Origin of the sequence: Kitasatospora sp. NBC_01302 (assembly GCF_035976515.1) — a bacterium.
Classification (GTDB): Bacteria; Actinomycetota; Actinomycetes; order Streptomycetales; family Streptomycetaceae; genus Kitasatospora.
Genome location: NZ_CP108404.1, coordinates 392,930 through 406,857 on the forward strand (window position 1 = coordinate 392,930; position 13,928 = coordinate 406,857).

At 71.9% G+C, this 13,928-nt stretch carries 9 protein-coding genes; 5 read left to right on the plus strand and 4 right to left on the minus strand.

Features of this window, described 5'->3' with window-relative positions:
- Positions 1 to 55 precede the first annotated feature (55 nt).
- From OG294_RS01920 to OG294_RS01930, 3 genes are read right to left on the minus strand one after another with little or no spacing between them, the layout of a single operon-like run.
- Positions 56 to 229: a hypothetical protein gene (locus OG294_RS01920; protein ID WP_327064600.1), complete on the minus strand. Its 174-nt coding sequence runs from the start codon at positions 227 to 229 to the stop codon at positions 56 to 58.
- Between the two features lie 12 nt (positions 230 to 241).
- Complete coding sequence (locus tag OG294_RS01925; protein ID WP_327064601.1) at positions 242 to 3,097, minus strand: lantibiotic dehydratase; 2,856 nt, start codon at positions 3,095 to 3,097, stop codon at positions 242 to 244.
- 1 nt (position 3,098) lies between these two features.
- On the minus strand, positions 3,099 to 4,067 hold the full coding sequence (locus OG294_RS01930) for a thiopeptide-type bacteriocin biosynthesis protein (RefSeq protein WP_327064602.1): 969 nt from the start codon (positions 4,065 to 4,067) through the stop codon (positions 3,099 to 3,101).
- A gap of 506 nt (positions 4,068 to 4,573) precedes the next feature.
- Between OG294_RS01930 and OG294_RS01935 the strand changes: the two genes are divergently transcribed.
- The 4 genes from OG294_RS01935 (at position 4,574) to OG294_RS01950 (ending at position 11,705) form a co-directional block, all read left to right on the plus strand.
- On the plus strand, positions 4,574 to 5,476 hold the full coding sequence (locus OG294_RS01935; protein WP_327064603.1) for an aminoglycoside phosphotransferase family protein: 903 nt from the start codon (positions 4,574 to 4,576) through the stop codon (positions 5,474 to 5,476).
- A gap of 422 nt (positions 5,477 to 5,898) precedes the next feature.
- A complete protein-coding gene (locus OG294_RS01940) occupies positions 5,899 to 6,990 on the plus strand; it encodes an IS630 family transposase (protein WP_327064604.1) in 1,092 nt (363 codons plus the stop codon).
- Between the two features lie 111 nt (positions 6,991 to 7,101).
- Positions 7,102 to 7,428: a CU044_2847 family protein gene (locus OG294_RS01945; protein ID WP_327064605.1), complete on the plus strand. Its 327-nt coding sequence runs from the start codon at positions 7,102 to 7,104 to the stop codon at positions 7,426 to 7,428.
- Positions 7,429 to 7,454: 26 nt separating this feature from the next.
- The gene (locus OG294_RS01950; RefSeq protein ID WP_327064606.1) at positions 7,455 to 11,705 is read left to right on the plus strand and encodes an nSTAND1 domain-containing NTPase; all 4,251 of its coding nucleotides are present in this window, start codon (positions 7,455 to 7,457) and stop codon (positions 11,703 to 11,705) included.
- Between the two features lie 213 nt (positions 11,706 to 11,918).
- Here the strand turns inward: OG294_RS01950 and OG294_RS01955 are convergent, their stop codons facing one another.
- Complete coding sequence (locus tag OG294_RS01955) at positions 11,919 to 12,713, minus strand: SDR family NAD(P)-dependent oxidoreductase (RefSeq protein ID WP_327064607.1); 795 nt, start codon at positions 12,711 to 12,713, stop codon at positions 11,919 to 11,921.
- Between the two features lie 87 nt (positions 12,714 to 12,800).
- Between OG294_RS01955 and OG294_RS01960 the strand changes: the two genes are divergently transcribed.
- Entirely contained in the window at positions 12,801 to 13,661 is an 861-nt protein-coding gene (locus tag OG294_RS01960; protein ID WP_327064608.1) for a helix-turn-helix transcriptional regulator, read from the plus strand.
- Positions 13,662 to 13,928: the final 267 nt, after the last annotated feature.

The window sequence follows — 13,928 nt, forward strand, 5'->3', positions numbered from 1 at the left end:
GTGCGGGTGGTGCGGTCAGGTACTCCGAGGAGCCCTCGGAGTACCTGAGGGAACATCAACAGACGCCGATGATCCCGCTGCAGATGAGGACCGTGGCGCAGGCCACCGTGCAGAGGCCGCTGCACTCCCCGGAGGAGGCCTCGGGGGTCGGCAGGGTGGTCTCGGTGATGCGCTCGTCCAGGTCGCTGATCAGGGCGTCGAGGTCGGTGAGCGCCATGGTGTCGGGCATGGTTGTCCTCCTTCAGGACTGGTGATCGGTGTGGGCCGCCCCGGTGGCCCGCCCACTGGGAGCGAGTGCCCCGGGGACGTCGGGTTCGCCGCGCAGTGCGGCGGCGGCGAGCGCCGCGAGGTGCTCGGCGCTCTGGTCGTGCGGAAGTCGCAGCAGCAGTTGGGCGGCGACGGCGGCGCCGCCGTGCAGGGGGTCCTGGAGCAGCAGGTCGCCGGGGGCGGGCAGCATCTCCTCGACCAACAGGTCCTCGCCGGGTTGCTGGGCGCAGATGCGCTCCAGCAGGGGTACGGCGGTCAGTGCCTTGAAGTCCACGGGCACCGGCTTCGCGTGGGGCACGGCCCGGACGAAGGCGAAGCGCGGCAGTGCGGCGGAGCGCCCGAGGTCGGCGAGGGCGCGCACCTTGGCCAGGTCGCTCTCCCCCGGCTGCCACAGCCGGGACCGGGGCACCCGCCAGGCCGCGGGGCTGACGACCAGGGTGCCGCCGACGGTCACCCGGGGCAGGTGGTCCGTGTCGGGGAACGCTTCGGCGAGACCGTCCAGGCAGATGACCTTCGCGACCGCCGGGTGGCCGGCGGAGAACAGCAGCCGGAGCAGGAGGTCGTACGGGGGCAGCGGCGTGCGGGTGGCGTGGTGGACGGGCAGGATCCGGCACCCGTCGGCCTCGGCGATGATCTGCGCGCCGTCCCGTCGCAGGGTGATGCGGTCCAGCGGCAGGTAGCGGGCCGTCAGGCCGGCCGGGCCCTGGTACGGCGTCGGGTCCGGGTCGCCTGTCCACCAGCCGGTGATGACGGGGCGTCGGACGGCGTTGGCGGCGCGCTCGGCCAGCGGCGGGACCAGTACCTCGACGAAGCGGGCCCCGGACAGGCGCTCCACGGCGGTGAGGAAGTCCTGGTAGCGCCGGAGGTTGTCGTATCCGCCGTACAGGGTGTGGAGTGCGTCGGCGAAGCGCGCGTCCAGCATGCCTGCCGCCGAGGCGCTCTCCAGGACGGCGACCGGTCCGGGGCCTGCCAGTGGACGCAGCAGGCAGTCCAGGGGCCAGGGCGGCAGTGCCGTTCGAGCCGGTGGCGCGCCGAGGGCGTCGAGCAGGTCGTCGTCCAGGTCGACCTGCGCGGTGCCGGCCTGGGCGCTGCCGGCCTGGGAACTGCCGGTCCGGGCGCTGCCGTCGGCCTGGGCGCTGCCGGTCCGGGCGGACAGGTGGGTCAGCAGCCTGGCGTAACCGGAGCCGGGGGTCTCGGCGGGGTGCCAGCCGGTGGAGCGGCGCAGGGTCTGCGCTGTCTGCGATGGCGGGGTGGAGCCGTCGGGCAGGTGGCGCGCGAGGATCTCGCCGAGCGGACACGGTTCTTCGGTGAGCTGCGCCAGCTCCGCGGGCAGCCGGGGCGTGCCTGGCGGCGTGATCCGATCGGCTTCGCGCAGCCAGGCCACGCGCGCCGCGATGGCGAGGCCCCGTTGCACCTGGCGGGCGGCGGCTGCGGGTACGGCGGAGACGGTGGTGCGGTAGGAGTCGGTGAACCAGGGGTGGGAGCGGTCGGCGGGGGCGTCGGCGTCGGTGGCGTGGGGTGCCGACTCCAGTGCGGACGCGGATGCGGGCGCGGGTGCGGGTGCGGGCGCGGGTGCGGGTGCGGGTGCGGGTGCGGCGGGATCGTCGCCCGGTATCCGTGTCGGTGTCGGTGTCGGTATCCGTTGCGGAAGGGTGCCGAGTGTGCGGACGGCCTCGGCGGCGTGCCAGCCGGTGGCGCTGCGGCGCGGGGCCGCGCAGGCCTGGAGCACGCCGAGCCCGTGCAGGTGCGCGAGGAGGCCGCGGAGCACCGCGGGGTCAGGGGGCGCCGCGCCGCTCGCCGCGGTGCCGGTCGCCGCCGGGCCCAGCAGGGCCGCTTCGAGGTCGCCCAACGGGCGTGGGCCGTCGGCCAGAAGAGCCAGCACGGCCTCCAGCGGGCGGACGCGGCGCAGGACGACCTGCCGCATCCGGGCGCGTTCGTGCGGGTCGATCACCCAGCAGCGCAGCACGCCGGTGTCGGATCCGGTGCCCGCCGGCTGGAGGAAGTGCAGCGGTGCCGGGGCCAGCAGGGTGGCCGGGTCCGCCACCCGCAGGTCCAGGGCGCCGAGCCGGGCGCGCATCGCGTGGACGTTCTCGACGGCGTCGGCTGCCAACTCGCCGAGGGCCGAGCCGGGTGGGAGGAGGCGCGGGGCGGCAGCGTCGACCTCGTCGCCTGCGTCGTCCGTCACCGTGACCGTGACCGGCAGGAGGCCGACTTGACCGACCCAGCCGCGCGGGGTGGTCTTCGCCGCGGCCCGGCCGAGCGCCCGCCACAGGTACGCCCCGCGTTTGCGCAGCCGCTTCCCGCCCCAGGGCTCGCCCGCCGCCAGCCGCGCGGCCACGTCCGCGGCGGCTCCCGGGTCGGCCTCGTCCAGGAAGGCCCGCATGACGGGAGACCCGCACACCAGGGACCAGCCCAGAGCGCCCACGCGCTCGCGCTCGGCCGCCACCGCGCACTCCAGTCGCCGCAGGGCCGCTGTCGCGGACTCCCCCTGGCGGGAAAGCCGCGCGGCGTCCGCGGCGAGGCCACCGGCGACGGGCAACCGGTCCAGCAGCCGGCAGTCGGCCGGTCCCGGCACGGCGCCGGCGTGCAGCCGACGGCGCAGGGCCAGCACGGCGCGGCGGTCGGCGGGCATGAGGCCGTCGTGCGGCACGACGGTGGCGCCCAACCGCTCGGCCAGCGCGCGGGCTTGCCCGCCTCGCTCGTCGTCCTGCCGGGCGTGCTCGGCGACCAGGGCGAACAGCTCCGGGTTGCCTGCCGATGCCCATGCCGCCAAGGGCACGCCGGCCACCCGGAGCAGTGCCGCTGGGCCCGGCTTCCGTTCCTCATGCACGTCATGACCTCCCGTCACCGAGGAGCGCGTGGGTCAGCAGGCTCTGCCGGGCCCCGGAGAGCCGTCCCCGGTTCCAGTGGAAGATGACGTGGTAGGCGGCGGCGCGGCGCGGGCCGATCAGCGCCTCACCGGACTCGAAGTACCCGGTGCGCCACTGCTCGGCGGCCAGGCGCACGGCCTCCCCGTGCGCCTGGATCGCCGCTCGCCGCTCCGGCGGCGCCGAAGCGAGCAGGGCCGGCCCGCCGGCCTGCCAGGCCGCGAGGATGCCGGCGGCGGCACGCCGGGCGTCGTCGTCCAGCTCGGTGCCCAGCCTGCGCCCGGTGTCGTCCCGGACCACCTGCCAGACCCCGCGGTGCTCCCAGCCGACGACGCCGAGGCCGTGCAGGAGTTCACCGAGGAGGTGGAGCGAGAACCGCCAGTCCGCAATCGGCTTCGGCCCGCCCTCCTCTGCTGCCGCGGCGATGGCGTCGTGGTGATCGAGCCAGGCGAAGGAGTCCGCCGTGAACAGATCGTGCACGTATTTCATGGACGGCGGGCCGCCGAAGAGATACGTCTCCGGCTCGTACCGTCCGCAGATCGGCGGGCGCTGTTGTCCGTCCAAATCCTGCAAGCAGTGCGTCAGTTCACGGCGCAGCGGTTCGACCTCCGGTCGGCCGGCATCGAAGCGGACGCGCAGGCCCGGTGGCTTGTGCATGAAGAAGAAGGAACGCGCCTCCCCGGCGGCGATCAGCTTGCGGGCCGTGTCCGCGACGACCTGGTACGTCCGGTGCCAGGCCGCGGGCCCCGGTGCGAGGTTGATCTGGACCCAGCCGCTCTCCGGCACGTCGTCGCGCAGGGCGGCCAGACCGGCCGTCAGAAATGTGTGGCGCGCGGCGTCGTATCCGGGGCCGGTGGAATCAACCGGCACCACGCCCAGAGGATTGTCGCGCACGTCCCCGAGACAGTCGGCCAGCAGACGTTCGACCTTCACCACGTCACCTCGCCTTCCTCGTGTTTTCCGCTTCACTCCTCGGATTTCCACAATTCGGCCTATTTGAAAAACGGAAGACGAATACTCATATGATGAACAAAGTTGCGCCCGGCGCACGTACGAGCCGGCACGCGCCGCAGGCGCACTCTGCGGGCACATTCCGTGCACCCGAGCGGGTGTTGAGGCGGGGCGAGGTCGGCCGCGATGCGGTGCTATCCGGTCGAGCGGCTCAGGCCGTGTCTCACAATTCCCGCCAGGCGCGCGACGCCGGCCCGCAGCGTCAGCTGCTGATGTCGCTGCCCGCCTGGACGCACCGGCGAATCATCCAAGTACGACCCAGTACGAGGACGCTTCGCCGGCACGCCCAGCCGGGCGCCACCCAGCCGCCAGGCTGGGTGGCGGGGGTACCTCCCGGCCGAAGGCTGGGGGAGCCGCGCGCTGATCCGACGCGAATTGTGAGACACGGCCTAGGCTGCCTACAACCGCGATTGCGAGACGCCCACACCATGATCGACGCCACCGCCGACACGCCGCTGCTGCCGCCCCCGCTCCAGCGCTGGCTCGCCGACCGCCTGCCGGAGCTGGAGGCCGTCACGGACGTGTCCTGGCCCCGCGACAGCTCCCGGGTCTGGCGGCTCTCCACGCCTGCGGGTGCGGCGTTCGCGAAGATCAGCCCGTCCGTGGAGGACTACCAGCGCGAGGTGTACGCCTACGAGCACGTGGCCGGCGTTCTCGCCGACCACGAGGCGCCGCGCCTGCTCTCGGCGGACCCGCACCTGCGCGCGCTGCTGACCACCCCGCTGCCGGGCCGCGTCGTGCGTGATCTGCCCCTGGAGCCGCGGGCCGAGCAGCGGGCGCACGAGCTCGCCGGCCGGCTGCTCCGCCGCTGGCACGACCACCCTGTCACCGACCCCGACCAGGTCCGCGGCCGGATCGTCGCGTCGGCCACCGCCCAGGCGGACGAAGCCTCCCGGTGCTTGGAGCGCACGGCCGGACAACTCACCGACGACCAGTACGCCTTGGTCGAGCAGGTGGTCCACGAGCTTCCCGCTCTGGCCGAGCAGCTTCCGATCGTCTACCAGCACGGCGACTTCTCGCCGCGCAACTGGCTCTGGGACGAGTCGGCCGAGTCCCTGGGCCTGATCGACTTCCAGCTGTCCGCCCACGGCAGCGCGGTGGGCGACCTGATCTGGCTGCACGGAGCGCTGTGGCCGATCCGCCCCGACCTCAAGGACGCCTTCTTCACCGGCTTCGCCCGCGACCTCACCGACGCCGAACAGCGGGCGCTTCCCCTCCTCACCACGCGACTGGCCGTCTCCTACCTGACCACCGGCCTCACCGTGGACAACGCCATGCTCATCGACCGCGGCCGTGCCGTCCTCGCCCGCCTGGTGGAGGCCCACGGCTGAGCGGTTCCCGCACCCGCGGCCGGCGGAGTGCCGCCGGGGCGGCCTCCGGACGCGCCGGCCGGGCGCTTCCGCCGTCCGCCCCGGACTGCGAAAAGGCAGACCGTCCTCGCCGTTCCCTCGTCCGGTGGCGCCCGCTCCCCTGGGCCGTGTCTCACAATTCGCGTCGGATCAGCGCGCGGCTCCCCCAGCCTTCGGCCGGGAGGTACCTCCGCCACCCAGCCTGGCGGCTGGGTGGCGCCCGGCTGGGCGTGCCGGCGAAGCGTCCTCGTACTGGGTCGTACGTGGATGATTCGCCGGTGCGTCCAGGCGGGCAGCGACATCAGCAGCTGAAGCTGCGGGCCGGCGTCGCGCGCCTGGCGGGAATTGTGAGACACGGCCTAGTGTCATGAGTCTTAGGAAAGCTATAGAAGTATGCTGGGTTCATGGCGCGGATGGGTCGGCCGACGGTCGAAGTGGTTCTGACGGATGACGAGCGTGAGACGTTGCTGCGTTGGTCGCGGCGGGCGACGTCCGCGCAGGCGCTGGCGCTGCGCTGCAGGATCGTCCTCGCGTGTGCCGACGGACTGTCGAACACCCAGGTCGGCGCGAACCTCGGGATTCATCCGACCACCGTGGCCACCTGGCGCAAGCGGTTCGCGGCCCAGCGACTGGAGGGCCTGGCCGATGAAAAGCGGCCGGGCCCTGCCCGCACGGTGACGGACGAGCAGGTCGAGGACGTGATCGTGCGGACTCTGGAGACGACGCCGAAGGGCGCCACACACTGGTCCACCCGCGAGATGTCGAAGCAGAGCGGGCTGAGCCAGTCGACGGTCTCGCGGATCTGGCGCACCTTCGGCCTCAAGCCGCACCAGGTCGACACCTTCAAGCTGAGCAAGGATCCGCAGTTCATCGAGAAGGTCCGCGACGTGGTGGGCCTCTACCTCGATCCGCCCGAGCGCGCCATCGTGCTCTGCGTCGACGAGAAATCGCAGATACAGGCACTGGACCGCTCCGCGCCGGTGCTGCCGATGATGCCCGGCATGCCCGAGCGCCGCACCCACGACTACCTGCGAGGAGGTGTCACCACCCTGTTCGCGGCGCTCAATACCGCCACCGGCGAGGTCATCGGCTCCCTGCACCGCCGCCACCGCGCCGTCGAGTTCAAGAAGTTCCTCGCCAAGCTCGACAAGGAGGTCCCCGCCGAACTCGACGTCCACCTGATCTGCGACAACTACGCCACCCACAAGACCCCCGCCATCAAGAAGTGGCTACTCGCGCACCCGCGCTTCCACATGCACTTCACTCCCACCAGCTCGTCCTGGCTCAACCAAGTCGAGCGCTGGTTCGGCCTACTGACGGACAAGCAGATACGGCGCGGAGTCCACAAGAACGTCCAGGCGCTGGAGAAGGACATCCGCGACTGGATTGCCCACTGGAACGAAGACCCCAAGCCGTTCACCTGGACCAAGTCCGCCGACGAGATCTTCGAACGTCTCGCCGGCTATCTGAACCGCCTGCCGAACCCCAACCCCTAGATATGCAGCCGTTCTGAGACTCATGACACTAGCATGGCCGCACAGCAGCGGAGTGCCGTTCAACGTGTGGGCGAATTCGGCGACTTGCCGGAATCGAGGAGAGGCAGTCGTATGTACCTGAGTGTGCCCTTCGACAACGGTGAGACGTTTGTCGTGGAACTCTCCGAGGGAGAGGGCTCCGGAGTCATCCGGGCGAGCCGCGGCGAGGGGCTGGTCGAGTCCTCCACCGAGACCTTCGAGGCGGGCCTGGTCCGGGTGCGACACCTCGCCACGGCACTGCTGGAGCGGCTGAAGGACCTGCCCAGGAGCCCCGATCACATACGGGCCGAGTTCGGGATCAAGGTCACGGCCGAGGCGGGGCTCGTCGTGGCCAAGGCGTCGGGCGATGCGCACATCACCCTGGAACTGGAGTGGAGCCGCCAAGAGGGCGAGGAGTGAGCCGGTCGCCGGATAGACCGGGCAGCATGGCCTGGGAGCGGGGTACGGCACGTGTCCTGGACGGCGGACGCCCGGTCGGGGGCGCCTTCCTGATCCCCGGTGGGCTCCTGCTCACCTGCTCCCATGTCATCTCCGCGATCGCCGGTCTTCGGGACGACCAGCCGTTGCCCGCGAACCTCCCCGTGACCGTCGACTTCCCGCTGTTGCCCGGCCACCCGGTGGTAGCAGCCACGGTGCACTTCAGCGTGCCGGTGGCCGCGGACAACAGCGGTGACGTCGCCGTGCTGGAGTTGACCGATCAGCCACCGGCCGGAGCCGTCCCGCTGCGGATCCTGGAGGCGGACGACCTGGCCGGGCACCGCTGGCGGGCGTTCGGGTTCCCGCGATACCCGGGCCCGAACGGCGGCAAGGACGCCGGGATCTGGACCCGCGGCACCATCGAGGGCCGGGAGGGCACCGGCTGGTGGCAGCTGACCTGCGACGAGGACGCGGGCTTTCCACTGGCCGGCGGCTTCAGCGGGGCGCCCGTGTGGGACGAGGAGTACCAAGGGGTGGTCGGTGTCGTCGTCGCCGTCGAAGGCGACCAGCGGCGCCGGACCGGCTACGCGCTGACGGTGGAGTCGCTCGCCCGCGAATGGCCGCAGTTGCGCCAGCGGTTGCTCGCCGACAGTCCCTTTCGCGAGCTCCTGCCCTTCACCGAGCAGGACAGCGCGGTGTTCCACGGGCGCGACCACGAGACGCGTCAACTGCTCGACCTCCTCGTGGAACAGCAGGTCCCGGTCCTGCCGGTCCTCGGCGCCTCCGGCGTCGGCAAGTCCTCGCTGACCGGCGCCGGCCTGCTGGCACGGGTCGACGACGGCAGCTACCTGATCGCTCAACTCCCCCACGGCCTACGGCTGACCGCCGAGGAACTGCTCGCCTGGGCGCTGGCGGCTGCGGGCGACCCGGACACGACCACGGCCGACTGGCACGAACGCTGGACCGACCTGACCCGCCGGCTGGGCGACGAGCACGGACTGCGCGCCGCGCTCGAGCAGACACTGGCCCGACAGGGCAGGCGGTCCAGACTCCTGCTCGTCGTCGACCAGTTCGAGACCCTGCTCGCGGACGCGCCGGAGACCGCGCGCAAGCTGGACACGATGATCGGCGTCCTGACCGCGCGTCGAACCGATGGCAGCCGGCCGGCTCAGGCGGTGGTCGTCGCCCGGATCGACTTCCTGCCGCAGATCGAGAAGCTGCCCGTCCTTCGTGCGGCGTGGGAAGCGACCAACATCGTGGTACCGCCGATGACGCGGGATCAGCTGCTCCTGGCCATCACCCGCCCGTTGGAGGGGCACGCGGGCATCCGCTTCGCCGACGGTCTGGTCGAGCAGCTGCTGCACGACACCCCGCGCGGTGCCGCCGCACTGCCCATGCTGGAGTACACCCTGAGCCAGCTGTGGGCACGGCAGGAACGCGGCTTCCTCACCAGCTCCGCCTACCAGGCGCTCGGCGGGGTCGAAGGAGCCCTGGTCGGCAACGCGGAACGCACCCTGTGGGAGTGGGCGGACGACTCCGAGCAGGCGGCACTGGAGCGGATCTTCATCCAGCTGGTCCGCCCCGCCGAACAGTTGGACGCCGGCGAACGCGGCCCCGACACACGAAGGGTCGCCGACCGCACACAGTTCTCCGAGCACGACTGGTCGTTGATCCACCGCCTCGCCAGCACCCGGTTGGTGGTCGTGACCCGCCGACCCTCGCAGCTGGACACGGCCGAACTCGCGCACCAGGCACTGGTGGAGAGCTGGCCGCGACTTCAGCGCTGGGTCGAGCGCAACCGTGGGTTCCGCAGCTGGCAGGAGGAGCTTCGGCGCGCCCTGCGGGCCTGGCAGGAACAGGACCAACCGCCCGAACTCGCCCTCGACCGCAGACGAATCGCCGAGGCACAGCGGTGGCTCGGCCTCAGAGCCGCCGAAATATCCGCCGAGGAAGCCGGGTTCGTCGATGCCAGCGTCCAGGCCCAGCGCCGGCGCACCCGCCGGCGGCGCCTCGTTCTGGCCGGCTTCGTCCTGCTGACCGCCCTCGTCCTCGTCGCCTCCGGCCTCGCGTCCATCAACGCCCGGAGCAGCGACGACCACCGCGACCTGGCCGCCACCCAGCAACTGACCTCCCAGAGCCAGCTCCAGGCCGCAGCCGACCCCGCCCTCGCCGCCCGCCTCGCTCTGGCCGCTCAGCGCATCCACCCCACCGCCGACACCCGAACCCGACTCCTGACCACCCTCGCCTCACCCGCACGCGCCACCCTCACCGGCTCCACCGGGCCGGTGGCCTCGGTGGCCTTCAGCCCGGACGGAAACACCCTCGCCACCGGCAGTCGAGATCGGACGGTGCGACTGTGGGACGTGCAGACCCGCCGTCAACTGGCCACCCTCACCGGACAGAGCGGCTCGGTGGATTCGGTGACGTTCAGCCCGGACGGAAGGACCCTGGCCACCAGCAGTGAGGACGGGACGGTGCGGCTGTGGGACGTGAAGACCCGACACCTTCTCAGCACCCTCGACGACACGGCGAGCCCGGTGGTCTTCAGCCCCGACGGGCAGACCCTGGCCACCGGCGGCAAGCAGGGGACGGTGCGGTTGTGGGACGTGCGGACCCAGCATCTGCTGACCACTCTCACGGGCCACAACGACTCCTCGGCGCTGTCCGTGGCCTTCAGCCCGGACGGAAAGACCCTCGCCACCGGCGGCAGTACCGACGCACTCGTGCAGCTGTGGGACGTACCGACCCAGCGCCTGCTGGCCACCCTCACCGCCGACAACGGTGCCTTGGTGCAGTCGGTGGCCTTCAGCCCCGACGGAAGCACCCTCGCCACCGGCAGCAATGACAGCACCGCGCGGCTGTGGGATGTTCGGACCCACCGTCAGCTGGCCGCCCTCACGGGACAGGGCGGTACGGTGTTTTCGGTGGCCTTCAGCCCGAACGGGCAGATCCTGGCCACCGGCAGCGACGATCACACGGTATGGCTGTGGGACGTGAAGGCCCGACGTGCGCTGGCAAGCTTCACCGGCCACACCGGCTCGGTGCACTCGGTGGCCTTCAGCCCGGACGGAAACACCCTGGCCACCGGCGCTGAAGATGCCACGGCGCGGCTGTGGGACATGCGGGCCAGCCGTCCACTGGCCACCCTCACCGAACAGGGCGGCTCGATGGACGTGATGGCCTTCAGCCCCGACGGGCAGACCCTGGCCACCGGAAGCGACGACGGGCAGGTCGAGTTGTGGGACGCCCGGACCCACCGCGCGCTGGCCACCCTCACCGGACAGGGCGGCTCGATGGACGTGATGGCCTTCAGCCCCGACGGGCAGACCCTGGCCACCGGAAGCGACGACGGGCAGGTCGAGTTGTGGGACGCCCGGACCCACCACACCCTGGCCACCCTCACCGGCCACCGGGGCGAGGTGAGCTCGATGGCTTTCAGCCCGGACGGTAGGACCCTGGCCACCGGAAGTTACGTCGACCAGACGGTGCGGCTGTGGGATGTGCAGACCCACCGCGCGCTGGCCACCCTCACCAGCTCACCGGAGCACGTGGTCTTCAGCCCTGATGGAGCAACCCTGGCCACCACCGGCGGAGGCTACGCCGACCAGACGGTGCAGCTGTGGGACGTACGGACCCACCGTGCGCTGGCCCCCCTCGCCGACCAGGGTGGCTGGGTGAGCTCGATGGTCTTCAGTCCGGACGGAAAGACCCTGGCCACCGGTGGCTGGGACGGTACGGTCCGGCTGTGGGACGTGCAGACCCACCAGGCCCTGGCCACCCTCACCGGCCACACCGACATGGTGCAATCGGTGGCCTTCAGCCCGGACGGCACCACCCTCGCAAGCAGCGGCAGGGACGATACCGCGCGGCTGTGGGACGTCCGGACCCACCGTCAACTGGCTGTCCTCACCGGCCACACCGGCATCGTCTGGTCGGTGGCCTTCAGCCCCGACGGAAACACCCTGGCCACCAGCAGCGACGACCGCACGGCCCGCCTCTGGGACGTGCGGACCCACCGTGAACTGGCCATCCTCACCGGCCACACCGGCATCGTCTCGTCGGTGGCCTTCAGCCCCGACGGAAACACCCTGGCCACCAGCAGCGACGACGGCACGGTACGGCTGTGGGACACCGACATGTTCAGCGATCTCCACACCCTCATCGACAGGGTCTGCGCGATCGCGGGCCGGTCCATGACCCCGGGAGAATGGCAACAGTACGTACCCACCGGGGTGACGTACCGCCGGATCTGCCCATGACCACCACCGCTGGGCAGGGTCTGCACCAGCCCTGCCCGGCCAGGGGCTGTCCCGTACCTGCTGGTCGCGAGTGAGATGCTCTTGCCCGCGGCTGGTGTGATCCCGGTGCACGGAGCCGTCCTGGACAGCCGCTCCGCCCCAACTCGACTTCCGCTGGTCACGGGCCGCCATCGACAACCGCAGACTCACATCCCGGCCGCCCCAGGACCTCGCTCAGGCGCACATTCCGCCGTCGACCTGCAGGATCGCACCGGTCACGTAGGAGGAGCGGTCGCTGAGGAGCCAGGCGGCGGCCTGGGCGACCTCGTCCGGATCGGCGGAACGGCGCAGCGGGGTGCGGGCGTTGAGCTGTTCGACGGTGCCGGGTTGCCTCTCCTCCCACTCGTGCAGCAGCTCGGTGAGCGTGGTGCCGGGCGCGACGGCGTTGACGCGGATGCCCTCCGGTCCGTACGTGACGGCTGCCGATGCGGTGAGGCTGTTGACCGCCCGCTTCGCCGCGCCGTACGCGGGCAGCTCGGGATTGGCCATCAGGCTGCCGACGCTGGAGGTGTTGACGATGGCTCCGCGCTTCGCGGTGGCGCGGATCGCCGCGACCTCGGCGGTCATGGCCAGCCACGGGCCCTTGAGATCGACGGCGTAGACGTGGTCGAAGTCGGCCTCGGACAGCTGGTCCATCGGGCCGGGCGGCTGACCCGTCGCACCGTTGTTGAAGGCCACGTCGAGCCGGCCGTACAGCTCCACGGCCCGGTCGACGGCGGCACGGACGGCTGCCGGGTCGGCCAGGTCGCACACCGCGTAGTCCGCGGTGCCGCCGGCCGTCCGGATCTCCTCGGTCACCGCCTTGAGTTGGGCCTCCGTGCGTGCCGCGAGGAGCACCCGGGCACCCTCCCGGGCGAACAGCCGCGCTGCCGCGGCGCCGATGCCGCGACCGGCACCCGTGATGAAGGCGACCTTGTCGGTGAGCAGGCCCGAGGTCGTGATGGGCGAGGTGGTCGGTGTGTTGTTCATGCCGACGAGCCTGTGCCCGGCCGACGCGCTCATCCAGGCACCGGCAGTACCTGGCTGGGTGCCTCGGCGCCCGGGCACACTGGAGAGGTGGATCGACGAGTACGACGAGAGCTTGGTGACTTCCTGCGCAGCAGGCGCGAGCGCATCACCCCCGCCGACGTGGGGCTGCCCGCAGGGGCGCGCCGCCGCACCCCGGGACTGCGCCGTGAGGAGGTGGCACAACTGGCGTTCATCTCGACCGAGTACTACGCGCGTCTGGAGCAGGCCCGCGCCCCGCACCCCTCGCGCGCGGTTCTGGCCCAACTTGCCCGCGCGCTGCGTCTGTCGGACGCCGAGCGCGATCACCTCCACCACCTCGGCGGTGCCCCGCCCGGACCGCCGCCGGGGCCGTCGCGGGAGGTGCGGCAGAGCATCACCGATCTGCTGCCGCGGATGCCGGAGACCGCGGCGATCGTGATCTCCGCGACGTACGAGGTCATTGCCTGGAACGGACTGGCCACCGCCCTGATGGAGGACTTCTCCGCGCTGTCCCGTCGGGACCGCAACCTCCTGCGACGCGCCTTCCTCGGCCCGCACCGGCACGGCCGACGGCTGTACGGCGTCTCGGACGCCGACGAGTTCGCCCGGACGTCGGCCCAGCACCTGCGAGCGGCCGCGGCCCGCTACCCCGACGACCCGGAGGTGGCCGGTCTGGTCGAGGAACTCCTCGCCGGCAGCGAGGAGTTCACCCGCCTCTGGGCCACCCACGATGTGACCGCCCGCCCCACTCTCTGCAAGACCTTCGAGCACCCGCTCGTCGGCCCCGTGAGCGTCAGCTGCGACGTCCTGGACATCACCGACCGGGACCAGCACCTCATCATCTACACCGCCGCTCCCGGCTCGCCGTCGGCGGAGGCACTGCGCCTGCTGTCCGTCGTCGGCACGCAGCGCATGGGCGCGCCCGGCTGAGGGGGCGGGTGAGAGCCGACCGTAGGCCGGTCCGTGCCCGCGGCGGTCGGGCTCAGCCCCGCGCGCCGGACGTGGCGAGGTTCTTCTCGAACGCCGCCAGGTAGTTGCGCAGGTGGTGGTCCTTGATGGGCACAGCAACATAGCCCGGTACACGAACCGACGGGGCGTGGCCGCGCCACCTGCCACCCGTCCGGACGCAGTGGCGCGATCAGGCTCTGCCACGGACCCGCCATGACCTGGAGGTCGGACGACGGGGGCGATGTCACC

What these genes read in the sequence shown, in the direction of transcription:
- OG294_RS01940 (WP_327064604.1), top strand. Translation starts at nt 5,899, where the DNA reads ATGGCGCGGATGGGTCGGCCGACGGTCGAAGTGGTTCTGACGGATGAC.
- OG294_RS01945 (WP_327064605.1), top strand. Translation starts at nt 7,102, where the DNA reads ATGTACCTGAGTGTGCCCTTCGACAACGGTGAGACGTTTGTCGTGGAA.
- OG294_RS01950 (WP_327064606.1), top strand. Translation starts at nt 7,455, where the DNA reads ATGGCCTGGGAGCGGGGTACGGCACGTGTCCTGGACGGCGGACGCCCG.
- OG294_RS01935 (WP_327064603.1), top strand. Translation starts at nt 4,574, where the DNA reads ATGATCGACGCCACCGCCGACACGCCGCTGCTGCCGCCCCCGCTCCAG.
- OG294_RS01920 (WP_327064600.1), bottom strand. Translation starts at nt 229, where the DNA reads ATGCCCGACACCATGGCGCTCACCGACCTCGACGCCCTGATCAGCGAC.
- OG294_RS01955 (WP_327064607.1), bottom strand. Translation starts at nt 12,713, where the DNA reads ATGAACAACACACCGACCACCTCGCCCATCACGACCTCGGGCCTGCTC.